The following is a 25,606-nucleotide window of genomic DNA, read 5'->3' as shown; positions in this document are numbered from 1 at the left end:
CGTCACCTTTCTTGATTATCAGCCCAACGGTAGCGCCATGATAATGGCGTCTTCGCGCCCGTCGGACGTCGGGTAATAGTTGCGGCGAATCGTCGCCTCGTTAAAGCCCAGGCTTTCATAGAGGGCGCGCGCCGCGTGGTTGGAGGCGCGCACTTCGAGCCACAGCGTCAGCACGTCGCGCGCCTCAAGCGCCTCGATAAGATGTTCCAGCAGCGCACGGCCCAGGCCGCGGCGCTGAAACGTCGGGTCGACCGCGATATTAAACAGCGTGGCTTCATCCAGCACGACCTGGGTAATCGCGAAGGCGGCCATTTTGCCGTCGACATCCAGACGCAGATTCAGATAGCGCTCGCCCTGGTTGCTGGCGAACGTTTTTTCGCTCCAGGGAAACGCATGGGCCCGCTGTTCAATCGCGAAAGCCGCCGGCAGATCAGCGCTCTGCAGTAAGGAAATCATCTTCGTGCTCGCAAATTTGTTGCCAGAGATCGGCGCGCGCCGGGCCGCTGCGCTGTAACGTTTCCAGCCCCGGCGTCACCAGCCGGGCACCGGGCAGCTCAGGCGGCGCATCCACGCCCAGACACCAGCTGTTGCAGTGGGCGTCATGCAGCATCGCCACGCGATCGGGGGTTAACTGCATCACCTGGTCGGCATCAAGCGCCAGCGCGCGCAGCACATCTTTTATAAAGGGCTGCGTGAGCGGCGGCGGCTCGGCGGCCACCATGACCAGGCGAATATGAGAAGGCAGCACAATGGCGATTTCCCCCAGCAGCGCGGCGGGGCGACGCAATACCCACTGGGTAATGCCCAGTTGCTGTAATCGCCAGTCTCGTCGGGATGTCATAGGAATGCCTGAATCAGTGCCGAAGGGCCGCAAATATAGCAAATCCGTCGAACATGCGCCAACAAACCACTATAATCGCCCCTCAAGTTTCCGAAGGAGTGTTTCATGTCTGGTTTTTCCCCGGCAAGCGAAGTTCTGCTGCGCCACAGTGATGATTTTACCGAAAGCCGCGTTCTGTTTGCCGGCGATATGCAGGATGACCTGCCGGCGCGTTTTGACACCGCGCAAAGCCGCGCGCATACGCAGCAGTTCCACCACTGGCAGGTGCTGAGCAAGCCGATGGGCGATAACGCGCGCTATGGTCTGGTGGCCGACGCCGAAATCGTGGCGGACAGCGATACCCTGATCTACTACTGGCCGAAAAACAAACCGGAAGCCCAGTTCCAGCTGATGAACCTGCTGTCGCTGCTGCCGGTCGGTACCGATGTTTTCGTGGTCGGCGAAAACCGCAGCGGCGTGCGCAGCGCCGAGGCGATGCTGGAAGCGTACTGCCCGCTTAATAAAGTCGACAGCGCGCGCCGCTGCGGGCTGTATCACGGTCGCCTTGAAAAACAGCCGGAATTCAATGCCGACGGCTGGTGGGGCGAATACCAGGTCGACGATCTGACCATCAAAACCCTGCCGGGCGTCTTCAGCCGCGACGGGCTGGATGTCGGCAGCGATCTGCTGCTCTCTACCCTCTCGCCGCATACCAAAGGCAAAGTGCTGGACGTGGGTTGCGGCGCGGGCGTGCTGGCCGCAGTGCTGGCAAGCCATTCGCCGAAAGTGCGTCTGACCCTGTGCGACGTGAGCGCGCCAGCGGTGGAAGCGAGCCGCGCGACGCTCGCCGCGAACGGCTTTGAAGGTGAAGTGGTTGCAAGCAACGTCTTTTCAGAAATCAAAGGCCGCTTCGATATGATTATCTCCAACCCGCCGTTTCACGATGGCATGGAGACCAGTTTTGAAGCTGCGCAAACGCTGATTCGCAGCGCTGTGCGCCACCTGAATATCGGCGGCGAGCTGCGTATTGTGGCGAATGCGTTTCTGCCGTATCCCAACGTGCTGGACGAAACCTTCGGCAACCACGAAGTGCTGGCGCAGACCGGGCGCTTTAAGGTCTATCGCGCGGTAATGGGTCGCAACGCGAAGCGTTAAGCGTATTCACGCGTCGAATGCCGCTTTTTGCATCATTTGGAAAAGCGGCATGCAATTAAGTGTTGACGAAGTCCAGAAAACATCTAGAATGCGCCTCCGTGGTTGCAATACTTCCCGGTATTGCTGGTATGCGAAGGTGGCGGAATTGGTAGACGCGCTAGCTTCAGGTGTTAGTGTCCTTCGGACGTGGGGGTTCAAGTCCCCCCCCTCGCACCAAAGACCACGCAAGAAAGTATCGCTCGCACTGCGCGAAGGTGGCGGAATTGGTAGACGCGCTAGCTTCAGGTGTTAGTGTCCTTCGGACGTGGGGGTTCAAGTCCCCCCCCTCGCACCAATGCGATGGCGATACGATAAAAGAGACAGTGCGAAGGTGGCGGAATTGGTAGACGCGCTAGCTTCAGGTGTTAGTGTCCTTCGGACGTGGGGGTTCAAGTCCCCCCCCTCGCACCACTTCTTTTATCACTTCTGATTTCCTCTGTTTTTCCTCGTCGTGATTCCCTGTTATTTCTCTACGATTTTCCGTACTGCTTTAATTCAGCGCCAGACGCAGATGCGACACGATCAGCATTAATCCGCTGGCGAAAGCGATGCAGGATGGCAGCAACACATAGTGCCGCAGACGCGGATGATACAGCATGCCGATGGTCGCCAGCAGCGCCAGTACAATAATGACCCGCCACGCTTCCCAGCTCAGCTCTTTCCAGGCCAGCATCGCGACCACCGCACCCGGCAAAATGACGGCCCAACCACTTTCCAGTCGCCTGTACAACATCGTTTCGCCTCTCGCATCGATAATGATAAACAATATCATATGATATAAATTCTCATTTGTCAGCGATTATGAGTTTAGCGCTACTTTACTTAAGTTAAGAGCTAATGACATATCAGAATGAAGGTGATAAATTAGCCGCCCTGGTTAAGAAAATTCTTACTCCCTGTTTCGCGGTATAATAAGCCTCTGTTTTATCCGGCTTTTATAAAAATCTGATAGCGCTAAATAAGTCACAATGGATATGACTGCAAATAACTGGCGAGCCCTGACGGAAAAAAAATATCAGCTCTCACTGAAATGCTTTCTGTTTCTTAATCTCTTTTCCGCGCTGTTTAATCTCGTGGATCCGCTCTCTCCTTACCCGCATATTCCCTGGGCGGCAGTGGGCCTGATGGCGCTCTGCGGTGCCCTTCTGCTGCACGCGCGGACGCGCACATTCAGCCTGAAAGCAATTACGCTGACAGCGCTACTGACAGGCGCGTTATGGTCAGTCAATCTCTGGCTGAAAAGCCCGTGGTGCGTGTTTCATGATGGCACGTGCCTGCTTATTTCTTTGCTCGGCGCGCTGTTTATTACGGCGCTGTCATTTATCAATATGCCCGGGCCAGGTATCGCTTTTTGCCTGCCAATAATCTCGACGGTTCTGTGGCTTGATAACGTCCAGCCTCCTGTATTTTATGCTTTTACGCTGACCGTACCGTTAATGGGACTGGTTATTCAGCATTTCATTGGCAGGCACAACGATATTCTCGCGCGGCAAATGATGCAGACGCTGATAGACGAAAAAGCGACGCTCAACGATCTCAGTATGATGGACCCACTTACCGGCCTTTGTAACCGCCGCGGCTTTGAAAACCGCTTCGCTAACCTCTCGCCAGACGCCGGGCAGCGGTTTGTTCTGCTGATGGATATCGACCATTTCAAAGCCTATAACGACCACTACGGCCATATGATGGGCGATCAGGCGCTGACGCGGGTGTCAGCGGCGATCCGCGATGCCGTGCGCTCGCGGGATATCGTTACCCGCTACGGCGGTGAGGAATTTATGGTGCTCCTGACGCAGGCGGATGAAAAGAGCGCACGACTTACCGCCGAGCGCATTCGCCAGCGGGTGTATGATTTGCGCATTCCTCATATTTTCAACGAGAGTGTGGCAACCAACGTCACGCTGAGCATCGGCATCGCGCCGCTGGAAAACGACGACATTGAAGATGCGCTGCGCCGCGCCGATGAAGCGCTTTACGCCGCCAAAAATCAGGGTCGCAATCACATCCTTTATCACGACGCCCTGCGCGCTGCGTGAATACCGTCGGCGCGCTGCGGTGCGCCGATTTTCTGGTCAAACTGCTTGCACTCGTTTCTGCCTATAGTTAGGATTGGCAATCATTATCATTTAGATTTGCTATTCACAGACGCTATGGCTTATCGCTCTCTTCATTCTGTTGATGAATTACTCTGGCGCGCCCCGCTGCCTCGTTCGCCATCGACGCTGGCGTTGCGCCTGCGCGACGCGTTTACGACGCACCGCGCGCATTTTCACGACATTATGAAGCTGGATGAAACGCCGCCCTCTGCAGCGCTCTCCTTTCGCGAATGGACGCAGCCCGCGACGCTCGCCACATTAATGGCGCTCTACTCTGATCATATTTATCGCAATCAGCCGCACGCGGTACGTGAAAATAAGCCGCTGAAATCGCTCTGGGCGCAGTGGTATCTCGGGCTACTCGTGCCGCCGCTGATGCTGGCGCTGTTGACGCAGCCGCAGGCGCTGGATTTGAACGAAGAGAATCTCGCCGTTGAGTTTCACGAAACGGGCCGCGCGGCCTGCTTTTATCTGACCGTTAAAGAAGATGCGCGCGCAACCGCTCTTTCCGCGCGCGAGCGGCTGGAAAAGCTGGTGCTGGAGGTCATAACGCCGGTCGTTGAGGCGCTGGAAACCTCCGGTGATATCAACGGCAAGCTTATCTGGAGTAACACCGGTTATCTTATTAACTGGTGTTTTGGCGAATGGCGCGAGTGGCTCGGCGACGAGACCGTCAGCGCGCTGCGCCAGTGCTGCTTTTTCGAAAAGACACTGCTTAATGGCGACGAAAATCCGCTGTTTCGTACTGTCGTTATGCGCGAAGGGCTACTGGTGCGCCGCACCTGCTGCCAGCGCTACAAGCTGCCTGACGTGCAGCAGTGCGGCGACTGTACGCTGAAATAGTTAACGGCGGGTTTCCCCGCCGTTTTTCATCACGCGGCCTGTTCACCCGCGCCCTGCGCCTCCTTCAGCGCCTCTTCCGCTTCCTGTGCCAGCAACTGCTTCTCGTAGACTTTAAAGAACGGGAAGTAAATGATGGCCGAGACCACCGCGAGCACAATCACCAGCAGCGCGGCGCGGAAATCCCAGCCCAGCGCCCAGGCCGCGCCAATCGGCGCTGGTGCGGTCCACGGCACGACAGAAATCACACGGCCAATTAAATCAAATTTCATCGCCGCCCATGCCAGCACCGCGTTCAGCATTGGGGCCAGCAGGAATGGAATAAAGAAAACCGGGTTCATTACTATCGGCGTGCCGAAAATCACCGGCTCATTGATGTTGAAAATACTGGGCACTACGCTGAGCCGTCCTATCGAGCGCAGATGCGCGGAGCGGCTACGCAGATAACAGAACACCAGCCCCATCGTCGCCCCGGAACCGCCAATTACAATAAAGAAGGTCCAGAACGCTTCCATAAAAATATGCGGCAGCGGCGCGCTCTGCGCCAGTGCCGTCTGGTTGAGCCCGAGGTTAGTCAGCCAGAACATCTGCAGCATACCGGAGACAATCGCCGCGCCGTGAATGCCTGCAAACCACAGCAGATGGGCAATCAGCACCGCTAACAGAATGGCGGGTAGCGAATCGGCCGCCGACACCAGCGGTTTAAAGATAGCCATGATCGCCTGTGGGATCAGAAGGTCGAACTGCGACTGAATTAACAGGCTCAGCGGATACAGCGTCAGCACGACGACCAGTACCGGGATCAACAGATCGAAAGAGTTTTTGATCATCGGCGGCACCTGATCCGGCAGGCGTATGCCGATGTTATGCGCTTTCAGAAAACGCATCATCTCCACGCAGTAAATCGCCACCAGAATCGCCGTAAAAATACCCGTGCCGCCGAGGCTGTCTACCGGTAGCGTCCCTTTGGTTTTCGGCGCAGCCACCAGCATAAATGCCATCAGCGACAGCATCGCACACATGAAAGGATCCAGTTGATGCGACTTCACATAGTGCTTGCCGAGGTTATAGGCGATGGCCGCACAGATATAAACAGACATGATCCCCATCGTCATATCAAACGGCGTGAGGATCTGCCCTTCAAACTGCTTCGCCAGATCCAGCCACGCACGGGCAAAACCCAGTGTGGTGTCGGGTGAAAACGGCGGATAGGCAAACACCAGTAAAAACGAGCCGACAATCATAAACGGCATGGCGGAGATAAACCCGTCGCGGATCGCCATCACGTGGCGCTGCGCGGAAATGCGCGAAGCTATCGGGCTGACATAGTTTTCAACAAAGCGAAATATCACATTAAAGGCAGCATGGTTGGCAGACATGGCGGTCTCCTGTCAGGCAATCAACGTGAATACGCGGCGAGCGGCCGTCGCGCATCATCCCATAATCCATTGAACTGAAAACCGTAACCAGGTGTGTCGCTCTGCTTCCTGCGCAGTGAAATCTTCCGGGCTGCAACAGTGTCTGACTGCCTTGCCAGCGGCGTAACTGAGAAAGAAAGGTTTCATACACGGCTCTTATTATTGGTTACAGAGGGAGGTTACATCACCAGTATTAATCCGCGATGGTCGCTCTGCAACCGGTTACAGTAACCGGTTTCTTTGATTGTGAAGGAGATCCAGAAAACACCGGATGGCCACAGAAAAGCGCTTTTCCGCTAATTTACAAAACCTGGTGCGGTATGCCAGATTAGGACAGCTATTTTCAGGAGAAATAAATGAGTCTGGAATCCGTGCGACAATTTTTTGTCGAAAACGCCCCCGATATTGAAATCATTGAACTTAACCAAAGCACCGCCACCGTCGCGCTGGCCGCCGCTGCCCATCAGGTTGAACCCGGTCAGATAGCCAAAACGCTCTCGCTGAAAGTGAAAGATGAGGTGATTCTGGTGGTCGCCAAAGGCGACGCGCGGCTTGATAACAAGAAGCTAAAAAACACATTCGGTGCGAAAGCGCGAATGCTCAGCAGTGATGAAGTGGTGACCTGGACCGGTCACCCGGTTGGAGGCGTCTGCCCGTTCGGGCTGGAAAACGCGCTGGCAGTCTACTGCGACATCTCACTGCGTCAGTATGACGAAGTGCTGCCTGCAGCAGGCGCGATTCACAGCGCGGTGCGTATTTCGCCCACTCGCCTGGCAGAGCTGACCCAGGCGCAGTGGGTGGATGTGTGTCTGTAAGTGTGCGCGTAACGCGATAACGCCTCTACCGCAGGCTTAAAATAAGCCTGCCCGGTGCAGAAGAATATCCGCCGCATTCAGCAATCCGGCATCGGTATGCACGCCGAGCTTCAGCATGGCGTTAAATTTATGCGCGCGGATGGTTTTGATATTGCGCTCCAGACGGCTGGCAATTTGCGACACCGAATAGCCGTCCGTCAGGTAGCGCAGGATAATCCGCTCGGTCGGGCTCAGCAGTCGCGATCCCTGCGTGGCATACCAGATTTTATTAGGCGATTCGCTCACACGGATGGAGTCGCTCATCGCGGACATCAGTTCATCCGTAAAGCGCGCCAGCGTTTCCGACTTATCAATAATCCCCTGCAGTGGCGTCGGAGAAAGCTGGCTTATCAGTTTTGCCTCATTGACGTTATTTACCATCACAATACGCTTCATACGCGGCCAGGCTTTCGCCATTTCACTGACGAACTGCAGACAGTCGCGCCTGTGCTCGCGCGTACCTTCAAGCGAAAAGATAACGGCGGAAAAATTCCGTTTCGTCAGTGCCTCAATAAACGCGTGATGGTCGGAAAATATTTCCAGGCGGCATGACGTCGAATTATTTCCCTGTAGCAGCGAACGTATTCCCTCGCCGCTCATTACGCATTTTTCGATTAGCGCAATGTTTCGTTTTTCGACTCCGTGTTCCATTCAGCCTGTTCCTTATGTAATGAAAGCAAATTTAATTCCTTTAAACCCTGTAAGCTGCTTATCCATGCATACATTTCAGCATTGCCGCGCAGAGATAAGCGTCGCATGGCACTGTTTTTCTGCGCGCTAATGGTTTTATTACTTTTTTTCAGCATCTGGGCGATTTGATTAATTCCCCAGCCTTTACCGAGCAACCGTAATACCTGTTTTTCCGACGTAGTAAGCATCACGCTGGACGCAGGCTCTTTCTCCTGCGCCTGGCGCGGCGTGACTAACATCTGGCTGACCCTCTCGGCTTTTTCACGGCCAAGTCGTACAGCATTAACGACACCTTCCACCGGTTCCGCCGTTGAAAGCAGCGTGGTTTCCGGGCGCATCAGTAACTGCACCGCCATATTGAATGATGCCGCAGGCACAAGAAAAATCCAGTGTACGCCTGGCGCTTGCGCCACCAGGGAGTAATACGCTTCGCACTCGCGACGGGCGTCCTCTGGCGCACAGGGCAGTTCTGCCAGCACCATGTCGATGGGGTTTAGTAGCGGCAGCGTTATTTCTGCGCTGCTGTTGTAGTGATAAAGTTCGGTTTCCGGAAAATGGTGACGCATAATGGTCTCCAGCCCGGTATGCATCACGGGGGTTTGGCTAATGATAATGCCTAGTCTGCAACGTCCTGGTAACATATTTCCTCCGGTTATATCCTTCCGGCCAAACAAATTTCAAAACCAACTTATGTAATAACGTAAAAATAAATTTCAAAATCTAAATCAAGAAAAAAACGCAGACCGCGTTAGCAGATAATGTATATAAGTGGACATAAAGAATTTTCTGCCCGACAAAACATCGGCATTCTATGAACCCTTTATTTTACTGTCAACGACAAACAAGGCTAAAAATACGCCACCTCGGTTTAAAGGATATTCTCATAGTAAAAAGATAAAAAATGTCTATTTATAGACACAATATAAATACCTGTTTAATTAATTTGGCGGCTCCGCCAGTACGACATTAATTAACTGTGATAACAGCACCCGCCTCGATTGTTTTCTGCGGAACGAGATTGGCTACCCGCACTCACATACCCCCTGAAGCCACGCCGAAAAATGCAGCAATCTTGATCTACCGCCACGGCTGCGCCTGGCGGCGCATGGTAATAATGGACATCTGGCACCCCCCTTTTCTCACCAGGACCGAATATGGAAGCGGATGCTTTAGCGCAGCGGGACGTGACCCGTTTGTGTATTCAGTGCGGGCTGTTTTTATTGCAGCACGGCGCGGAGAGCGCGCTGATTGATGAACTCACTACCCGGCTTGGCCGCGCGCTGGGCATGGACAGCGTGGAGAGTTCTATCTCCGCTAACGCCATTGTGCTGACCACGATAAAAGATAATCACTGCCTGACGACGACACGAAAAAACATCGATCGCGGCATCAACATGCACATGGTGACCGAAGTCCAGCACATCGTCATTATGACTGAACATAAGCTGCTGGACCGGCACGACGTCGCGAAACGCTTTTCGCAATTAAAACCGCTGCGTTACCCGCGCTGGCAGGTGGTGCTGATGGTCGGGCTCTCCTGCGCCTGCTTTTGCAAAATGAATAAAGGCGGTTGGGACGGCGCGCTGGTGACGTTTATCGCGAGCACCCTGGCAATGTATGTGCGCCAGACGCTGACGCAGCGCCATCTGCACCCGCAAATTAATTTCTGTCTGACGGCCTTTGTGGCGACTACCGTCTCTGGTCTGCTGCTGGCGCTGCCGCCATTCGCAGGTGCGTCCACCGTGGCGATGGCCGCGAGCGTCCTGCTGCTGGTGCCGGGGTTTCCGCTTATCAACGCAGTGGCCGATATGTTTAAAGGCCACGTGAATACCGGTCTTGCCCGCTGGGCGATGGCGAGTATGTTGACGCTCGCCACCTGCATTGGCGTGATTATGGCGATGGCGTTATGGGGGCTGCGGGGATGGATGTAATTCGTATTATTACGCTGATGCTGGAAGATATGCTGCTTTCCGCGATTCCGGCGGCGGGCTTTGCGATGGTGTTTAACGTGCCGCGACGCGCCCTGCCCTGGTGCGCGCTGCTGGGCGCGGTCGGCCACGGTTCGCGCACCGTCATGATAATGATGGGGCTGAATATCGAATGGGGCACGTTTCTCGCGGCAATGCTGGTCGGCTGCATCGGCATTCAATGGTCGCGCTGGTATCTGGCGCACCCGAAAGTATTTACCGTTGCCGCGGTGATCCCGATGTTCCCAGGCATCTCGGCCTATTCGGCCATGATATCCGCCGTGAAGATCAGCCACTTCGGCTATACCGATGCCTTGATGGTTTCGCTGGTGACCAACTTCCTTAAAGCCGCGTCCACCGTTGGCGCGCTCTCTATCGGGCTGTCGCTGCCCGGCCTGTGGCTCTATCGAAAACGTCCGCGCGTATAACGACTATCAAAGCAAAAGATAAAACCTGGCTTGCAATTAAATCGCGCACTATCTATATTGAAAGCATGAAGACGACACAACAACACGACGGGCTCTCGCTGGGCTTAGACAATCAGCTCTGCTTCGCGCTTTACTCGACAAACCTGGCGCTGCATAAAATTTACCGCCAGTTACTGACGCCGCTCGGGCTGACGTACCCGCAATATCTGGTGATGCTGGTGCTGTGGGAGAAGGACGACGTGACCGTTTCTGAGATTGGCGAGCGGCTCTATCTGGATTCCGCCACGCTGACGCCGCTGTTAAAGCGTATGGAAACAGCAGGTTTATTGCTTCGCCAGCGTTCGCGTCAGGATGAACGACAAGTGATCGTCACGCTCACCGACGCAGGCCGGCAGCTCAAGGCCGAAGCCCACAACATACCGGGCTCGGTGCTCTGCGCCACCGCGTGCGACAAAGAGACTTTGCTGGATCTGAAAGATCAGCTTGAAGCATTACGCCATAATCTGAATCAGTCGTAAGCGCCATCTGCGGATGGCGTGAAAGCACCAAATAAGTAGCGCACGATTAAATCGCCTAAAACTTAAATAAGGAATATTACATGTCTTTAGAAAACGTCATCTACCGCGCCAAAGCCAAAGCCACCGGAGGCCGCGACGGCCGCGCCACTTCTTCTGACGGCGTGCTGGATGTAAAGCTTGGCGTACCGAAAGAGATGGGCGGCATGGGCGGCGACGTCACCAACCCGGAACAGCTGTTTGCCGCAGGCTACTCCGCCTGCTTCCTGGGCGCGATGAAATTCGTCTCCGCCCGCGACAAAATCGCGATGCCGAAAGACGCGTTTATTGAAGGCGAAGTCGGGATCGGCCCACTGCCGACCGGTTTTGGTATCGAAGCGAAGCTGAATATTCACCTGCCGGGGATGGACGCGGCAGAAGCACAAAAACTGGTCGATGCGGCGCATATCGTCTGCCCGTACTCTAACGCGACCCGCGGCAACATCGACGTCACGCTGAATATCATTGCCTGACGCTATCCCCGCTAACGGGGAAGCTTAAAATAAAAAACGAAACTGCCCTCACCAGGGTACGCGGAGCGCGCCAGATGTCATGGCGCGCTCTTTTTTTTACGTGCGATCCCCTGCGCCAATAAGCTCAAACCCCGCCTCTGACTATGCTACTATGAAGGAATTATCGTCTCTGCTGGCGATTTTCGCGCCAGTATCTGATAACGCTTTGATTGAGAACGTTTTATGTCTTCCAGAATCCTGACCCCTGATGTCGTTGATATTGACGCCTTCCGGCGCAATCCCGGCAGCGCGCTGGCGCACGCCGAACGTGGGGCCGTGGCGGTGTTTGATAACAATGCGCCCGCATTTTATGCCGTGACGCCGGCGCGCATGGCGGAACTGCTGGCGCTGGAAAAACAGCTCGCCGCGCCCCGCTCCGATGTCGCGCTGGAAGCGCAATTTTTCGACGAAGGAAACGACGTCGCCCAGCCCGTGCCGGTGCCGATGGGCAAATTCGCCATGTATCCGGGCTGGCAGCCCGACCCGGAGTTTCAGCGTATGGCCGCGCTCTGGGGCATTCCGCTGGCACAGCCGGTCACCAGCGAAGAGCTGGCCTCGTTTGTCGCTTACTGGCAGGCGGAAGGCAAAGTCTTCCACCACATCCAGTGGCAGCAGAAGCTGGCGCGCAGTATTCAGATGAACCGCGCCACCTTTACGTCATCAACGCGGCGTGATGTAAACGCCATCGCGCAGCCGGACGACCATATTCCTGACGGCTTTCGAGGGTAACAATGAAAAACGTCACTGACCTGATGATGCGCCTGAAGCGGCTGATGCCGCCTGATGTCAAGCCGGCCTTTAAAACCGGCGAAGAGCTTATCGCCTGGCAGCAGGAGCAGGGGCGAATTCGCTCAGAGGCCATCGAGCGCGAAAACCGCGCGATGAAAATGCAGCGCACCTTCAACCGCTCTGGCATTCGCCCGCTGCATCAGAACTGTTCGTTCGATAACTATCGTGTTGAAAACGACGGGCAGATGAACGCTGTCAACAAAGCGCGCCAGTATGTCGACGCTTTTGACGGCAACATCGCGAGCTTTGTTTTCGCCGGTAAACCGGGCACCGGCAAGAACCATCTTGCCGCCGCCATCTGTAATGAACTGCTGCTGCGCGGTAAATCGGTGATGATCATTACCGTCGCCGATATCATGTCCGCCATGAAAGACACGTTCGGCAACCGCGAAACCAGCGAAGAGCAGCTTTTAAAAGATCTGAGCAGCGTCGATCTGCTGGTGATCGACGAGATCGGCATGCAGAGTGAGTCGCGCTACGAGAAAGTGATCATCAACCAGCTGGTGGATCGTCGCTCGTCCTCCAAGCGCCCGACCGGCATGCTGACCAACCAGAATATGGAAGAGATGACCAAACTGCTCGGCGAGCGCGTGATGGATCGCATGCGCCTTGGCAACAGCCTGTGGGTGAACTTCAACTGGGACAGCTACCGCAGCCGCGTCACGGGTAAAGAGTACTAAACTCCGCACTTTTTACGGGGCGCGTTTTCTGCGCCCCGACACTTCCCCTTCCCTGCCGTCTCGCTTTACTTTTACGCCTCTGCAGTGAAATCTGCGCCGTCATAAAATTTTCATAAAAGAATCCGCTTTTTAGCGTTTCCGCTCACTGTGTATTACTAAACACCTATTTTCAGGCCTTGCCCGACGCTATCCCCGCGCCACAGGCGATGAGACGCGGCTCATAATTCCGCATATCTAAACCTTATCTGAACTGCTCCATAAAAAGATGACGCTAAAATGGTACCAGTATGACAGTAGCGTTATATTTCGGTGTTAAAAAAGCAGTTTAACCTAACGGGCATGGCGCCTTCGCTGCGAGGATGTAGTGTTGTCAGAGTGGCTTTCCATACTTTTCTTTATCGCCTCCGTGGCGATTTACGCCTTCAAGGCGGGCCGTAACACTTGGTGGTTTATCGCCACTCTGGTGGTGTTAGGGCTGTTTGTTATCCTGAATCTGACGCTGCTTGCCAGCAACTATTTTACCGGCGATGGCATCAATGACGCGGTGCTCTACACGCTGACCAACAGTCTCACCGGCGCGGGCGTCAGCAAATACATCCTGCCTGGTGTCGGGCTGGTCGCGGCGCTGCTCGCGGTCTTTGGCCTGCTGACGTGGATTTTGCGCCGTCGCCGCCATCTGCCTTATCACTTCGGCTACAGCTTCGTGGCGCTGCTGCTGGCGCTGGCCTCGGTGGACGCCAGCCCGGCGTTTCGCCAGATAACCGAACTGGTAAAATCCCAGACCGCCGAGGGCGATCCAGACTTTGCGGCGTACTATAAAGAGCCGCAAAAGCGTATCGACAACCCACAGCTCAATCTCGTTTACATCTACGGCGAAAGCCTGGAGCGCACCTATTTTGACGATCAGGCGTTCCCGAACCTGACGCCGGAGCTGGGCGCGCTGAAAAACGAAGGGCTTGATTTCAGCCATACCGCGCAGTTGCCCGGCACCGATTACACCATCGCGGGTATGGTCGCCTCGCAGTGCGGCATTCCGCTTTTTGCGCCCTTTGAGGGCAACGCGTCTGCGTCTATGTCGAGCTTCTTCCCGCAGAACGTCTGCCTGGGCGATATCCTCAAAAACTCCGGCTATGAGAACTACTTCATCCAGGGTGCTAACCTGCGCTTTGCCGGAAAAGACGTGTTCCTCAAATCCCACGGTTTCGATCATCTCTACGGTGCCGAAGAGCTGAAAAACACGGTAGCGGACCCAACCTATCGCAACGACTGGGGCTTTTACGACGACACGGTGCTGGACCAGGCGTGGAAAAAATATGAAGAGCTCTCAAAAGCGGGCAAACGTTTCTCGCTCTTTACGCTGACGGTCGACACGCACCACCCGGACGGTTTCGTCTCGCGCACCTGTACGCGAAAGAGCTACCCGTTTGAAGGCAAACCGAACCAGTCTTTCAGCGCGGTCACCTGTAGCCAGCAGCATATCGCGGCGTTTATTAACAAAATCAAAGCGTCGCCGTATTTCAAAAACACCGTCATCGTGGTCTCGTCGGATCATCTGGCGATGAACAACACCGCCTATAAATATCTCAGCAAGCAGGATCGTAATAACCTGTTTTTTATTCTGCGAGGCGATCAGCCTCAGCAGGACGTGCTGGCGGTGAAACGCAATACAATGGATAACGGCGCGACAGTGCTCGATGTGCTGGGCGGCGACAACTTCCTGGGGCTCGGGCGCAGCAGTCTTTCCGGCCAGTCGCTCTCGACCGTGTTTCTGAACATGAAATCAAAAGTGCTGGCGTGGAAGCCCGATATCATCAGCCTGTGGAAATTCCCGTCGAAAATAGACAACTTCACGGTCGACACGCAAAAACAGACCATCGCCTTCTCCGGAAGCCATTTCCGCCTGCCGCTGCTGCTGCGCGTGTCGGATAAACGTATCGAACCGCTGCCGGAGAGCGAATACTCTGCGCCGCTGCGCTTCCAGCTGGCGGATTTCGCTCCGCGCGATAACTTCCTGTGGGTGGATAACTGCTACAAAATGGCGCGCCTCTGGGCACCTGCGCTGGCGCTCTCCACTGACTACTGCGTCTCGCAGGGGCAGCTCGGCGGTGAGCAAAAAGTGCAGCGGGTGGATAAAGCCACCTGGCAGGGCAAAGCGGCGTTTCGCGATACGGTTATCGACACCGCGCGCTACCAGCGTAACGTCGAGACGCTCAAAGTGATGGATAACGACATCCGCTATCAGGCCGACAGTTTTATCTTTAACGTGGCGGGCGCGCCGGAAGAGGTCAAACAGTTCTCCGGCATTTCACGCCCGGAATCCTGGGGCCGCTGGTCCAACGCACAGCTCGGCGAAGAAGTGAAAATCGAATATAACCAGCCGCTGCCGGAGAAATTCGATCTGGTCATTACCGCCAAAGCGTTTGGCCCGAACGCCGGGAAACCGGTGCCGGTGAAGGTGGGCGAGAGTGAACAGACGCTGACGCTTGGCAACGAGGTATCCACCACCACACTGCATTTCGAAAACCCGACGCGCAGCAACACGCTGGTGATTGTGCCGCCAGACCCGCAGTCGACCAACGAAGGCAACATTCTTGGCCACTCGCCGCGCCGTCTCGGTATCGGCATGGTGTCCATCAAGGTCATTAACGCGAGCGGGTGATCCCGCTCGTTAGCCGATCCGCTTTCTGCGCTTCTCGGAATACATCACGTTGTCGCTCTCTTTGATCATCTCAAGCAAAGAGTCGTAATTGCCTGAATCGCGATGGAGCATTCCGTACGAGTAGTTGATGTTATAAGGCTTACCGGCGCGCTGGTTATGCGCGTCCAGGCTCGCGCGCAGATTGTTCAGAAACGGCTGCGTGTCGCTTTCCCGGGCCAGGAGTACCGCGAACTCATCGCCACCCAGCCGCCCGGCGATATCTTTCGGGCCCAGATGCTCACGCAACTGGCTGGCGAACACTTTCAGCACCTCATCGCCTTCCGCGTGGCCCCACAAATCGTTAATCGGCTTAAAGCGGTCGAGATCGAAATAGAGAATGCTGAACGGCTCGGGATTCTCCTTCAGGGCACGAAAACGCCGCTCGCCGCTGCGATAAAAACCGCGGCGGTTCGGAATACCGGTCAGGCTGTCGGTCATCGCCATGCTAATCACGTGAAACTCATCTTCAACGATAAACGCCAGGTCTTTCAGCGTCGTGATATCGTCATCGCTGAAATCGCGCGGCGTGCCGTCGATAATACAAAGCGTGCCGACCACCGCGCCATCCGGCAACCGCACCGGGTAACCCGCATAAAAACGGATAAACGGCTCGCCGGTGACCAGCGGGTTATCGTGAAAACGCTCATCCAGGCGGGCGTCATTTACGATAAACGGCCCTTCCTGCAAAATCGCATGCCCGCAAAATGAGACGTCGCGCGTGGTTTCGCGCGTGTTCAGTCCCTGGCAGGCCAGCAGCCACTGACGGTTGCGATCGAGCAGGCTAATCAGCGCCACCGGCACCCGGAACAGTTTTTTCGCCACCCGCGTCAGGCGCTCAAAACGCTCGTCATCCCTGGTATCAAGCAGATCCATCATATACAGCGACTTCAGCCGCGCTTCTTCGTTTTCAGGGATACCAGGAAATTTCATGTTCCGCCTCCGCGTCAGTAGCAGCGCGCCCGCCAGTGTAAGGGAAGCATTCTGCCAGAAAATATATTGAGGTAAACGGATGAGTATAGGAGGAAAAACGGGCGATTTGCGAAACGGCAGCCACTACCGCGGATGACCCGCACCCTATTTGCCGCCGTTGCGCCGCCGCGCCGTCAGGCGCTCGGCTTCAGCCGGTTCGCCACCACGATGCGCGAGCGGCCCATCTCTTTGGCAAGATAAAGCGCAATATCGGCATTTTTTATCAGGCTCTCGCGCCGCGCGTGATCGGGCCAGGTGGCGAGGCCGATGGAGACCGACACCGGGCCAATCTCAAGGCCGTTATAGCGCAGCGATAACTCACTGACCTGCGTCAGAATACGCGTGGCCAGCGCATGAGCCTGCGCCTGTGGCATACCGGGCAGTAGCATCAGAAACTCTTCGCCGCCGTAGCGAAACACCTGCGCCGTCTCGCCCGGCACAGCGCGAATCGTCCGCGCCACTTCTTTCAGCACCGCATCGCCCGCGTCATGCCCGTACTGGTCGTTAAGCGATTTGAAGTGATCGATATCAATCATCAGGCAGCTTACCGGCGAGCCGGTCATCTCCGCCTGACTGATGCAGGCGTACAGCGCGTCTTCCAGGTGATAGCGGTTGCGCAAGCCCGTCAGCGAATCGAACATCGCTTTTTCGGTCAACTCATCGCGCAGCTTCTGGTTGGCGAGCGCCAGCGCCAGCGTCTCGGCCATCAGTTCCAGATAAACGTAAGGCGGCTCAAGCTCCTCGCTGATTTTTTCAAACGACAGCAGCCCGATGGTTTCATTCTGGGCAATCAGCGGCACGCAGATGGCCCGCAAGGCAGCGGCAGGCGGCAGATGCTTGCAGGGAATATCCACCAGATCACGGTCAGGGCTGTGCATCTGCCCGCGCCGCAGCGCCCAGCATTCGTCCGGCGTAAACGCGCTGTCGCCGCCAGAATTTTCAGGCCAGCGAGCGGCGCACACCATCAGATGATCGCGCGTATCCAGCACATAGAGCCTGCCCGCGAGCCCCGGCGCAATTTGCGGTGCAAACAGCCGGACCAGCTCGATAATATCGCCGCGTGATTCACTCCCCTGTAACCGCTGGGTCATGCGTGACAATAATCCCCGGATGGCCCAGTCGGCATCGCGCTCCCGCTCAAGGCGCTGGCGCGCCAGCCCGTTTTCGCGAAATACATGGATAGCCTGCGCCATGTCGCCAATCTCATCCACCTGCTGCAACAGCGGCGCTTCCACTTCGTAATCCTGCGTCGCCAGCCGGTTGACCACATCGCTCAGCTTCACGACCGGCCGCAAAATACGGCGTTTGAGAATAAACCCGAGGACAAAGAGAAACAGCAGCGCGGTGAGGCCGACCATAATTTCCGACAGCGTGCGCAGCCGCAGTGAGGCGTCGGTCGCAGCCTTAATCGACATGCCGGTCCGATAATCAAGCAGGCTGCGAAATTGCGCGAACTGCAGATCCACCCGGTCGAGTTCATGCTCATAATTCACGCCAAACAGCAGTTGCAGCGCGCGTGCGTTATCGCCGTGCGCCACAGCCTCGATCGCCTGCTGCTGCTCCTGCTCCAGGGCATGCGCAACCGCCATGCCCTGGCGCAGATGCTCTAACTCCTCAGGCGTAGCGCCCAGATCCCGCAGCCGCGCCAGATGCGCTTCATCTTTATTGTCCTGCGCTAGTTTCGCCTGCCAGGCCGTCAGATCCTGCGTTCTGCGATCCACTACGTAAACACGCGCCAGCTCGGTGAGCGCGTAAGTCTCCTGTTCTACCGTTTCCGTCAGGCTGTCGTATGCCGCGCTCTGGCGCACAGCCGCCCGCTCCGCCTTGTCGGCGCCGGAGGCCATCATCAGCACGACCCCGGAAATCAGGGTGAGCGCTACCGTTGCGCCATAGGCAATGTTAGTCATCGTTGCGATGCGCACAGAGGATCCCGTTCGTTAAAAAAAGGGCCGAAGATGATATGGCGTGCCTGCGTAAGAAAGACGCCCCGGTTTGGTTATTTTACTGACAGATAAATTATAGAAGCCGTTAACCGATTCTTAATATAAATGCATCAGCGCGGGTGACGGTTTTCAGCCGCCTGTTCGGGGGATGAACGCTGACCATAAAAAAGCCCCCGCCGCGTGAGCGACGGGGGCTTTTCAGGTAAAAACGAACCGCTTAGAACGTTTCCCAGTTATCGCTGCCCTGGGCCACCACCGGCTTTGCGGTGACGACCGGCGCGACGCTTGCTTGTACCGGGCTTACGCTACGCGGCTTGTCCTGCGCGCTCTGGCTGATGCGGAACACGGCGACGGACTGCGTCAGGCGGCTCGCCTGCTCTTCAAGCGCGGCGGCGGCGGCGGCGGATTGCTCCACCAGCGAGGCGTTCTGCTGGGTCACGCGGTCCATCTCGGCGACGGCCAGGCCCACCTGGTCGATACCGCGGCTCTGCTCGTCAGAGGCCGAGGCGATTTCGCCCATGATGTCGGTCACGCGGGTCACCGCGCTGACAATTTCGCCCATGGTTTCACCGGCGCTTTCCACCAGCGTCGAGCCCACGTCCACTTTGCTGACGGAGTCTTCGATAAGGCCTTTGATCTCTTTCGCGGCCTGGGCGCTACGCTGCGCCAGGTTACGCACTTCACCGGCCACCACGGCGAAGCCGCGGCCCTGTTCGCCTGCCCGCGCGGCTTCTACCGCGGCGTTCAGCGCCAGGATGTTAGTCTGGAAGGCGATGCCGTCAATCACGCTTGTGATATCGGCGATTTTCTGGGAGCTGCCTGCGATGTCGCGCATCGTCTGCACTACGTTATCCACCACTTTGCCGCCTTTCTGCGCGGTTTCCGACGCGCTCAGCGCAAGCTGGCTCGCCTGACGGGCGTTTTCGGCGTTCTGTTTCACGGTGGCGGTCAGCTCTTCCATGCTGGCGGCGGTCTCTTCGAGAGACGCGGCCTGCTCTTCGGTACGGGAAGAGAGATCGTTGTTACCGGCGGAAATTTCGCTCGCGCCGCTGTAAATGGCATCGGCACCGTTACGGACTTCCCCCACGGTACGCACCAGCTCGCCCTGCATATGTTTAATGCTGGCGGCCAGCTGGCCCATTTCGTTCGTGCCGTCGACGTCAATCTGACGCGCCAGGTCACCGCTCGCGATATGGCGAATGCTCTCAATAATGCGGTTCAGCGGGGTGATAAGAGTGTTCTGGATACCGAACCAGACGCAAACAATCACGCCCAGCACTACGGCCAGCACGCCAATCAGGATCCAGATAGCCATGCTGTAGGAGCTGTTGCTACCTTCCACGGCGATGTCATACAAGCGGTCGTTCTGCGTCATGTAATCGGTATAGGCTTTTTCGAAACCGTCCTGATATTTCTGGGTCGGCTGGTCAAAGAATTCGTTGATTTTCCCGGCCGCGAGCAGCTGAATCAGCTCCGCCAGCGCACCGTGGTAGATGTCGTAGTTACGCTTAATTTCCTGCGCGTACTCTTCGCTCTGACGCGGATCGCGCAGCAGCGCCTGGTAATCCGCCCAGTGCGTTTCCGCCTGTTTCAGCGAGCTGCTGGCGATTTGCATCAGCTCCTGCACCGTCGCGCCGCTGCCGATGTTGTTCGCATCCATCATGTGACGGATACCGGCGCGGTTTAAGGTGTTACGGGTCTGAATCAGCGCAACCCAGCTGCCATTCAGCGTGGACTGCTGCTGACGGATGGTTTGCAGAACGGTGAAATTTTCCTTGTCACTTTTGATGGCATTAAAGAACAGGCCACCGGAAGCCATTTGCAACAGACCAAACAGGGCCAGAACAAACAGCAAACTGGTTACAACTTTGATGCGGTTTAACATGGTTTCTCTTCCCGATACGACAGATGGAGAGAGTTTCGGCATTAAACCCAAAAACTTTATAAGGATAAGCCCCGCTCAGGCCCGATTTTTGTACTAACTTTGGTGGGGAAATCGCCATAAATACGCAGTGTGTGACGCAGCTCATATTGTGACTTGCGAGAATACAAATTAAGCGCCGCTTAATTTCTGATTTCAGCATGACAAAATAATGCCTAAGCGCAAAACGTTAGCGGTTTGCTCGAAAGTGGGAGAAGAGAGAAAAACAGAGACGTTCCCTGCTTTCCCTCAAAGGCATTTATTTTTTAATCGCGCCATTCGCGCCAAACAGCGTATCCCACCGGCGGATCTCGCCCGTTTCAAAGGCGACACAGCCTTTCATCATCTGGCGGAAATAGCGTACCGAGGCTTCGTTATTGCCGGGGATGAAATTCGCGTAGTCGCGTGCCGTGGCCTGCGCGCGCAGTTTGACAATATAAGCCGGGCAGATGAGATTGACACTGCCGGTGGAAAACAGATTTACACCGCGGATAAAAAAGGCTTTTTCATCGCGGCCCGGCATTTCCTGCGTCTGCCAGACGGTTTGCGGAAACAGCGCTGGTGAGAATTTTTCGTCATCGACCCGGTAGTAATGCGGCTGCGTATCAACCAGACCAATCGAGACCAGCGAGCCAAAAACAAGCGTACTCCAGAGGGTCGGAAAAAGCAGAACGATAAAGACGACGGCAATAAAGGCCGTCACAAAAAAGTTTTTAATAGCCCCGCTGTTATTTTGAGCGTCACTTTTTTGCGAGTAATGCACGATAGCAGGCAAAAATGCCAGCAAGGAGAACAGGCTGATAAACACCCATGCGAATACCACAGCCCATGAACCTTCACCGCGGCTGGAGTGAATAAGAAAGCCCGCAGGTATCGATATGGATAATCCTGGTAACAGGATAAAAAACGTATTGGCGATCAAGACTCCCGTCCACATTAAAACCAGCCACACTCGTTGCCATTTGCCAGGTTTCAGGGGGCGAAGAAGAAAACCGAAGTTGAAACAGATAACCAGTAAGGTTGCGAAGAGAGCAGTAATGAGCAGTATTTTTTCAACGCTAAAGGCATAGTCCCCCGTCAGTTTTTTCACAAGCGTTGTGTGCGGCAGAAAGACAAGCGTCAGATAAAAAAACGAGACAGAAAAGCAGATCCACGGCAATCCTTTATTAAAATAACGCTCAGGATCGCCAGGATTAATTTCGCGGTGTGCCAGTAAAATCGCACTGGGCAGCACCAGCGTAAGTGCCGTCGCCAGTGAAAACACGGCAGCGGAGATCAGAAGCGAGACCAGACCAATATCAAAAGAAAACGCCCCCATCAGAAGATCGAGCCGTCCAATACTCGTCAGATAACTCCAGATAATCGCACCAGATAACAGGGTTGAATAAGGTAATAACGCGACGAAATATTTCCCGACTCGCTTTGCCAGTAATTTTAACTTGTCACTCTCCGTGCTCATCTCTGCGTTCCTTCACTAACCGTATCGTTAGCAGGCAATATACCGGAAAACATCGTCATGCATGTGCATAGTGATTTATCATTGTGCATGTTTTAAACAGTAAAGGCGCCCAGGCAGGCGCCTTTATTTATGACTGCAAAATGACTACACGCGATGCCGGGTTATCAGAAATTCCAGCTAAAGCCCGCGTTGACGCTGTTGTCCTGATAGTTATCGGAAATCAGCCCGCTGTAGCCGAGCGACAGATGCGCGTTGCGGTTCGCCGCGACTTCCGCGCTCGCTTTCAGCACCGTGCCGTCGCGTGAGGCTGACACGCTGTTGGTGACAAACGGCGTGCTGCTGCCCCGGAATTTCAGGCCGGTGGCGCGATCGAGCTCGCCATACTGATGCTGCCAGCCCACTTCGCCGCGCAGCGCCACGGTCGTTTCCGCGGTAGCGTCCCACTCAAGCCCGGAGCGCAGGCCCAGCGTGGAGAACGTGGCGTCGGTATGCTGCTTGTCGCCATGCAGCGCCGTCGCACCGCCCTGCTCGTTAATGCGGTTGTTCTCAAAGTTCACGTAAGAGACATTCGCAAACGGCTCGACGTTTACCATACCCGCCGCCAGCTGATAACCCGCTTCGGCGAAGAACTGCTCGGTACGCGCGTTATATTTCGCGTCAGCACGGTCAGACTGCGAACCAAAGCGGACGGAACGGCTGGTGTCGAAACGGTGCCAGGTGTAACCCGCGCCTGCACGCAGCGCCAGCTCGCCGAGCTGTTTGCCGCCGTAGACCGCCAGATGGTAGTTGTCGCTGTCCGCACTGGAGCCATAACCGCCGTCAAGCGACGTGCGGGTGTAGCCGGTCGCCACGCCCATGCGCCAGTCGTCGGCATAAGCGGAATCGAGCCCCAGCAGCACGCCGTAGGTCGAGGCCTGATAGCCCGTCGCGCTTTGATCGCCGGAGGCGTGATCCCATGCGCCTAACAGCTTCGCCCACGCGCCGCCATCATCGGCAGCCACCGGCGAAACGCTGGTCAGCCCTTCGGCCTGACGCAGACGCTCGTTCAGCGTATCGCGCAGGTAGCGGCTGTCGTTGATCTGCGCCGAGGCGATATCCGCGTGGATCTGGCCGCCCAGCTGGCGGAACGCCTGACGCGCCTGCGCTACCGAACCGGTCGAAAGCAGGCTCTCATACAGCGGGTTGCCCGCGCCGAGCGTTTCCAGCGCGCCAGCGACCGCACGGCCATTGGCGGTATCCGCGATGCTCGCAAACGTGGTGTCGTTACGCGCCACATCCAGCGTCACCTGGCCGCCCGTATAGCCGAGCGAAGTGCCGAGGAACAGATAATCCGGTGCCACGCTGTCGAACTGGCCGGTAATGCCGTCCGCCGCCGACAGGATGTTGTACTGCTGGCCGAGCAGGCTGCGCACTTCCGCCTGGCTTAGCAGATTGCTGCTGTTCTCAAGCGATACCGCGACTTCACCGCCGTTCAGCGCGATAGCGCCCGTGGCGTTAATCACATCGCTGCGCCCGTCCGGCGACACTTCCACCGCGTAGCGCGAGCCTGGCTGGAACGTCACGTCGCCATTCACATTCAGCGTGCCGATGGAGTTACCCGGCGCAACCGTACCGCCGCGCGCCGCCGTCAGCGAGCCGACCGTACCGTTACCCGCCAGCACGCCCTGCTGCTGCACGGTGACGTCAGAGGTCACGGAGCCGTTAACCACCAGCAGGCCGTCGTTAACCAGCGTCGGGCCGGAGTAGGTGCTGGTGCCGGTGAGCCACAGCGCGCCCGCGCCCTGTTTGGTCAGGCCGCCGTGGCCGGAGATATCGTTCGACCAGACATCCATCGCGCACTGAATATCGCTACAGGTGCGCGCCAGTTTGGTACCTGCTTCCACTTCTTCGCCGATGCCCGGAATATCGGCGATAAATTGCGAGGATCCGTAGGCAACGCCATCCGGGTCCGGCACGCGGAATTCTTCAGGAATATCGTCCACGGTGTAGAACATGCCCGGCCCGTGGATCGCCTTGCTGAGATCGATCATCCCCCAGCCGTAAAGCGCATCGATGCCCGGATCGCCCATATCCACGGTCGTGGTTTTCAGCACCTGGGCTATCTGCTCGCCCGTCATGTACGGGAAGCGCTCCATCAGCACCGCCACGCTGCCCGCCACGTGCGGGGCGGCCATGGAGGTGCCGCTGTAGTTGGCGTAATCGGTGGTCAGCGTCTCCAGGCTGTTGCCCTCAATCACCGAGCTGTAAATCCGGCTGCCCGGTGCCGAAACGCAGAAACTTGCGGTGTAGCCACAGCGGGAGGAGAACGTACTGATGGTGTACGGCACGCTGTTGGCGGAGGCCGGATCTTTCATCACGCTCGCGACAGAGAGCCAGTTCGGCGCGATATCCGGCACAAAGTAAGCGAGGCCCGCCATCGCGTCCGGGTTGTTGAGGTTGTAGTCGTTACCGGCGGCGAAAATGGTGACGATGCCGCTGCGGGCCGCGTCGATAGCGCCCTGATACGCGCCGCCCGGTTTGGTGCCGAGGATCTGTTTGATCTGATCGAACTGCGCCTGGGCGTCAGACACGGTGAAGTGCGGATAGGCCGGATCTTTTCCGCCCTGATCGAATTTCTCGGTGATGCCGATGCCCCAGCTGTTGTTAATAATGCGCGCGCCGCTGTCCATCAGCGCGTGCCAGCCCGCCTCATACACCGCGCCGTCGTTGCCGAGAATAATCCCGTCTTCCGGGCCAGGGTCGCCGTTTTCAGCACTGATAATTTGCGCGTTAAATGCGACGCCGTGCATCGGCCCGCCATCGCGGCTGCCTGCCGCAATACCGCCAACGTGGGTGCCGTGCGCGCCCAGCTCGCCATCGGAATCCACAGACGGCGTACCGTCATAGCGGAAAGGGTCGCCTTTTTTCACCGGAATATACGGGTCGGTATATTCGCGGATCCCTTCGGTGACGAGGTTAATGACTTTATCGGTGCCGGAGAATTCCGGGTGCTTTGCATAAACCGGCTGATCGAAAATACCGAGCTTAATGCCTTTCCCGGTATATCCCGCCGCGTAGGCTTCATCGGCGTGAATAGCGCCAAGCCCCCACTCCGCATTAAATTCGCTGCTGCGCCAGCTGGCGGCATCGCCCGCTTTGCCCTGCTCAATATAATTACTCGCCGCCGCCTGCCCGATACCGGCCAGACCTAACGCTATCGCCACCGCGCTCATGCGAATACGACGCCCGCCCCGCACAGGCGAAAATCCCGCCTGAACAGGTTCTGCTGCTCTGCTTCTGTTAATCATCCCAGAGACCGTCCATTGATTGTGAGTTTGCAAGGGGCCAGACGCGCCGGCCCTTATTGTCATAGGTATTGCGCGCGGCCACGGCGGCCGCTGCGAATATCAATGTTAAGCAGAATTTATTTATTTGCGCCAGTGCCAATAAAGAGGGTCAAAATTTAAAAAGGTGAGCTACGTCATACTATTTTTCTATCGGTTTTGTGGTTTCAGGCAGTTAAAAAATCGCGGTGCGCATCAACTCACCGAATATCGGCAATTTTTGCCGCTTCGCTTATTTCTCGGGTTTCCAGAAACCCATGTAAAATTAACCGATTACCATCAATGAACTATAAGCAGATAAATAGTATTTTGATGAAAATATAAACACCTAAAACTACCAGACATAATATTTACGACGCATTTCTTAATTATGCATAAATAAAAATCAAAAAAGCCTATGGCGCATTTTCAGCGTTTTAGGATGTTTCTTAAAAAAGAGTGAAAAATAACC

Annotated in this window: 22 protein-coding genes and 3 tRNA genes; 14 read left to right on the top strand and 11 right to left on the bottom strand. The window is 56.1% G+C overall.

Annotation, left to right across the window (positions count from 1 at the left end):
* Window positions 1-18: 18 nt before the first annotated feature.
* Window positions 19-456, bottom strand: coding sequence for a ribosomal protein S18-alanine N-acetyltransferase (gene rimI / locus ACUW6V_RS12810; RefSeq protein WP_454038445.1), 438 nt, complete (start codon window positions 454-456; stop codon window positions 19-21).
* Window positions 431-841, bottom strand: coding sequence for a DNA polymerase III subunit psi (locus tag ACUW6V_RS12805; protein WP_007866050.1), 411 nt, complete (start codon window positions 839-841; stop codon window positions 431-433). The genes rimI and ACUW6V_RS12805 overlap by 26 nt, the downstream gene beginning before the upstream one ends.
* 105 nt (window positions 842-946) lie before the next feature.
* Here ACUW6V_RS12805 and rsmC point away from each other — a divergent pair, with 105 nt between their 5' ends.
* The 4 genes from rsmC (at window position 947) to ACUW6V_RS12785 (ending at window position 2,425) form a co-directional block, all read left to right on the top strand.
* The gene (gene rsmC, locus ACUW6V_RS12800; RefSeq protein WP_007866053.1) at window positions 947-1,975 is read left to right on the top strand and encodes a 16S rRNA (guanine(1207)-N(2))-methyltransferase RsmC; all 1,029 of its coding nucleotides are present in this window, start codon (window positions 947-949) and stop codon (window positions 1,973-1,975) included.
* A 130-nt stretch (window positions 1,976-2,105) separates the two neighbouring features.
* Window positions 2,106-2,191, top strand: a tRNA-Leu gene (locus ACUW6V_RS12795).
* Between the two features lie 32 nt (window positions 2,192-2,223).
* Window positions 2,224-2,309: transfer RNA gene (locus ACUW6V_RS12790), tRNA-Leu, on the top strand.
* Window positions 2,310-2,339: 30 nt separating this feature from the next.
* Window positions 2,340-2,425, top strand: a tRNA-Leu gene (locus ACUW6V_RS12785).
* A gap of 79 nt (window positions 2,426-2,504) precedes the next feature.
* Here ACUW6V_RS12785 and ACUW6V_RS12780 read toward each other — a convergent pair.
* Window positions 2,505-2,786, bottom strand: a complete 282-nt coding sequence (locus ACUW6V_RS12780) for a DUF1435 domain-containing protein (protein ID WP_454038444.1) — start codon at window positions 2,784-2,786, stop codon at window positions 2,505-2,507.
* 196 nt (window positions 2,787-2,982) lie between these two features.
* Between ACUW6V_RS12780 and ACUW6V_RS12775 the strand changes: the two genes are divergently transcribed.
* Entirely contained in the window at window positions 2,983-4,050 is a 1,068-nt protein-coding gene (locus ACUW6V_RS12775) for a diguanylate cyclase (RefSeq protein ID WP_105571545.1), read from the top strand.
* Between the two features lie 114 nt (window positions 4,051-4,164).
* Window positions 4,165-4,953, top strand: coding sequence for a siderophore-iron reductase FhuF (gene fhuF, locus ACUW6V_RS12770; RefSeq protein WP_454038443.1), 789 nt, complete (start codon window positions 4,165-4,167; stop codon window positions 4,951-4,953).
* Window positions 4,954-4,982: 29 nt separating this feature from the next.
* Here the strand turns inward: fhuF and ACUW6V_RS12765 are convergent, their stop codons facing one another.
* On the bottom strand, window positions 4,983-6,329 hold the full coding sequence (locus ACUW6V_RS12765; protein WP_007866062.1) for a PTS sugar transporter subunit IIC: 1,347 nt from the start codon (window positions 6,327-6,329) through the stop codon (window positions 4,983-4,985).
* A 395-nt stretch (window positions 6,330-6,724) separates the two neighbouring features.
* Here ACUW6V_RS12765 and ACUW6V_RS12760 point away from each other — a divergent pair, with 395 nt between their 5' ends.
* Window positions 6,725-7,183 (top strand): YbaK/EbsC family protein, encoded by a 459-nt coding sequence (locus ACUW6V_RS12760; protein WP_007866066.1) that lies wholly within the window; start codon window positions 6,725-6,727, stop codon window positions 7,181-7,183.
* 36 nt (window positions 7,184-7,219) lie between these two features.
* On the opposite strand, the gene bglJ is transcribed toward ACUW6V_RS12760, so the two are convergent.
* Together bglJ and ACUW6V_RS12750 are read right to left on the bottom strand one after the other, a co-directional pair.
* Window positions 7,220-7,873, bottom strand: a complete 654-nt coding sequence (gene bglJ, locus ACUW6V_RS12755; RefSeq protein ID WP_004386486.1) for a DNA-binding transcriptional activator BglJ — start codon at window positions 7,871-7,873, stop codon at window positions 7,220-7,222.
* Complete coding sequence (locus tag ACUW6V_RS12750; protein ID WP_454038442.1) at window positions 7,837-8,553, bottom strand: LuxR C-terminal-related transcriptional regulator; 717 nt, start codon at window positions 8,551-8,553, stop codon at window positions 7,837-7,839. The genes bglJ and ACUW6V_RS12750 overlap by 37 nt, the downstream gene beginning before the upstream one ends.
* A 513-nt stretch (window positions 8,554-9,066) precedes the next feature.
* On the opposite strand from ACUW6V_RS12750, the gene ACUW6V_RS12745 reads away from it, so the two are divergent.
* From ACUW6V_RS12745 to opgB, 7 genes are all read left to right on the top strand, one after another.
* A complete protein-coding gene (locus tag ACUW6V_RS12745) occupies window positions 9,067-9,843 on the top strand; it encodes a threonine/serine exporter family protein (protein ID WP_007847024.1) in 777 nt (258 codons plus the stop codon).
* Window positions 9,834-10,307, top strand: coding sequence for a threonine/serine exporter (locus tag ACUW6V_RS12740; protein WP_004386489.1), 474 nt, complete (start codon window positions 9,834-9,836; stop codon window positions 10,305-10,307). Before ACUW6V_RS12745 ends, ACUW6V_RS12740 begins: the two co-directional genes overlap by 10 nt.
* A gap of 65 nt (window positions 10,308-10,372) precedes the next feature.
* A complete protein-coding gene (locus tag ACUW6V_RS12735) occupies window positions 10,373-10,825 on the top strand; it encodes a MarR family winged helix-turn-helix transcriptional regulator (RefSeq protein WP_038879523.1) in 453 nt (150 codons plus the stop codon).
* An 80-nt stretch (window positions 10,826-10,905) separates the two neighbouring features.
* Window positions 10,906-11,334, top strand: coding sequence for an organic hydroperoxide resistance protein (locus ACUW6V_RS12730; RefSeq protein WP_004386492.1), 429 nt, complete (start codon window positions 10,906-10,908; stop codon window positions 11,332-11,334).
* A 222-nt stretch (window positions 11,335-11,556) separates the two neighbouring features.
* Window positions 11,557-12,102 (top strand): primosomal protein DnaT, encoded by a 546-nt coding sequence (gene dnaT, locus ACUW6V_RS12725; protein WP_004386493.1) that lies wholly within the window; start codon window positions 11,557-11,559, stop codon window positions 12,100-12,102.
* A gap of 2 nt (window positions 12,103-12,104) precedes the next feature.
* Complete coding sequence (gene dnaC, locus ACUW6V_RS12720; protein ID WP_004386494.1) at window positions 12,105-12,842, top strand: DNA replication protein DnaC; 738 nt, start codon at window positions 12,105-12,107, stop codon at window positions 12,840-12,842.
* Between the two features lie 367 nt (window positions 12,843-13,209).
* Window positions 13,210-15,501 (top strand): phosphatidylglycerol--membrane-oligosaccharide glycerophosphotransferase, encoded by a 2,292-nt coding sequence (opgB, locus tag ACUW6V_RS12715; protein ID WP_454038441.1) that lies wholly within the window; start codon window positions 13,210-13,212, stop codon window positions 15,499-15,501.
* Between the two features lie 9 nt (window positions 15,502-15,510).
* Here the strand turns inward: opgB and ACUW6V_RS12710 are convergent, their stop codons facing one another.
* From ACUW6V_RS12710 to ACUW6V_RS12690, 5 genes are all read right to left on the bottom strand, one after another.
* Window positions 15,511-16,470 (bottom strand): GGDEF domain-containing protein, encoded by a 960-nt coding sequence (locus tag ACUW6V_RS12710; protein ID WP_014729658.1) that lies wholly within the window; start codon window positions 16,468-16,470, stop codon window positions 15,511-15,513.
* A 173-nt stretch (window positions 16,471-16,643) separates the two neighbouring features.
* Window positions 16,644-18,431 carry a sensor domain-containing diguanylate cyclase gene (locus ACUW6V_RS12705; protein WP_105578343.1) on the bottom strand — a complete coding sequence of 596 codons (1,788 nt, stop codon included), beginning with the start codon at window positions 18,429-18,431 and terminating at the stop codon, window positions 16,644-16,646.
* Window positions 18,432-18,669: 238 nt separating this feature from the next.
* Entirely contained in the window at window positions 18,670-20,337 is a 1,668-nt protein-coding gene (gene tsr / locus ACUW6V_RS12700) for a methyl-accepting chemotaxis protein (protein ID WP_454038440.1), read from the bottom strand.
* Window positions 20,338-20,632: 295 nt separating this feature from the next.
* Window positions 20,633-21,832, bottom strand: coding sequence for a hypothetical protein (locus ACUW6V_RS12695; protein WP_454038439.1), 1,200 nt, complete (start codon window positions 21,830-21,832; stop codon window positions 20,633-20,635).
* A 164-nt stretch (window positions 21,833-21,996) separates the two neighbouring features.
* Window positions 21,997-25,044, bottom strand: a complete 3,048-nt coding sequence (locus tag ACUW6V_RS12690) for an autotransporter outer membrane beta-barrel domain-containing protein (protein ID WP_454038499.1) — start codon at window positions 25,042-25,044, stop codon at window positions 21,997-21,999.
* Between the last annotated feature and the right edge of the window lie 562 nt (window positions 25,045-25,606).

It is taken from the genome of Cronobacter sp. 153480017-3, from assembly GCF_053627815.1.
The sequence above is the reverse complement of the archived record's forward strand: the minus strand, read 5'-3'. Positions and strand labels throughout refer to the sequence as shown.

Excerpts from the sequence above, each read along its gene's own strand:
- dnaT (WP_004386493.1), top strand. The coding sequence starts at position 11,557 with ATGTCTTCCAGAATCCTGACCCCTGATGTCGTTGATATTGACGCCTTC.
- ACUW6V_RS12730 (WP_004386492.1), top strand. The coding sequence starts at position 10,906 with ATGTCTTTAGAAAACGTCATCTACCGCGCCAAAGCCAAAGCCACCGGA.
- ACUW6V_RS12740 (WP_004386489.1), top strand. The coding sequence starts at position 9,834 with ATGGATGTAATTCGTATTATTACGCTGATGCTGGAAGATATGCTGCTT.
- ACUW6V_RS12735 (WP_038879523.1), top strand. The coding sequence starts at position 10,373 with ATGAAGACGACACAACAACACGACGGGCTCTCGCTGGGCTTAGACAAT.
- ACUW6V_RS12775 (WP_105571545.1), top strand. The coding sequence starts at position 2,983 with ATGGATATGACTGCAAATAACTGGCGAGCCCTGACGGAAAAAAAATAT.
- ACUW6V_RS12805 (WP_007866050.1), bottom strand. The coding sequence starts at position 841 with ATGACATCCCGACGAGACTGGCGATTACAGCAACTGGGCATTACCCAG.
- tsr (WP_454038440.1), bottom strand. The coding sequence starts at position 20,337 with ATGTTAAACCGCATCAAAGTTGTAACCAGTTTGCTGTTTGTTCTGGCC.
- ACUW6V_RS12745 (WP_007847024.1), top strand. The coding sequence starts at position 9,067 with ATGGAAGCGGATGCTTTAGCGCAGCGGGACGTGACCCGTTTGTGTATT.
- rsmC (WP_007866053.1), top strand. The coding sequence starts at position 947 with ATGTCTGGTTTTTCCCCGGCAAGCGAAGTTCTGCTGCGCCACAGTGAT.
- ACUW6V_RS12780 (WP_454038444.1), bottom strand. The coding sequence starts at position 2,786 with ATGATATTGTTTATCATTATCGATGCGAGAGGCGAAACGATGTTGTAC.
- ACUW6V_RS12750 (WP_454038442.1), bottom strand. The coding sequence starts at position 8,553 with ATGTTACCAGGACGTTGCAGACTAGGCATTATCATTAGCCAAACCCCC.
- rimI (WP_454038445.1), bottom strand. The coding sequence starts at position 456 with ATGATTTCCTTACTGCAGAGCGCTGATCTGCCGGCGGCTTTCGCGATT.
- ACUW6V_RS12765 (WP_007866062.1), bottom strand. The coding sequence starts at position 6,329 with ATGTCTGCCAACCATGCTGCCTTTAATGTGATATTTCGCTTTGTTGAA.
- ACUW6V_RS12760 (WP_007866066.1), top strand. The coding sequence starts at position 6,725 with ATGAGTCTGGAATCCGTGCGACAATTTTTTGTCGAAAACGCCCCCGAT.
- ACUW6V_RS12690 (WP_454038499.1), bottom strand. The coding sequence starts at position 25,044 with ATGAGCGCGGTGGCGATAGCGTTAGGTCTGGCCGGTATCGGGCAGGCG.
- ACUW6V_RS12710 (WP_014729658.1), bottom strand. The coding sequence starts at position 16,470 with ATGAAATTTCCTGGTATCCCTGAAAACGAAGAAGCGCGGCTGAAGTCG.
- dnaC (WP_004386494.1), top strand. The coding sequence starts at position 12,105 with ATGAAAAACGTCACTGACCTGATGATGCGCCTGAAGCGGCTGATGCCG.
- fhuF (WP_454038443.1), top strand. The coding sequence starts at position 4,165 with ATGGCTTATCGCTCTCTTCATTCTGTTGATGAATTACTCTGGCGCGCC.
- bglJ (WP_004386486.1), bottom strand. The coding sequence starts at position 7,873 with ATGGAACACGGAGTCGAAAAACGAAACATTGCGCTAATCGAAAAATGC.
- ACUW6V_RS12695 (WP_454038439.1), bottom strand. The coding sequence starts at position 21,832 with ATGAGCACGGAGAGTGACAAGTTAAAATTACTGGCAAAGCGAGTCGGG.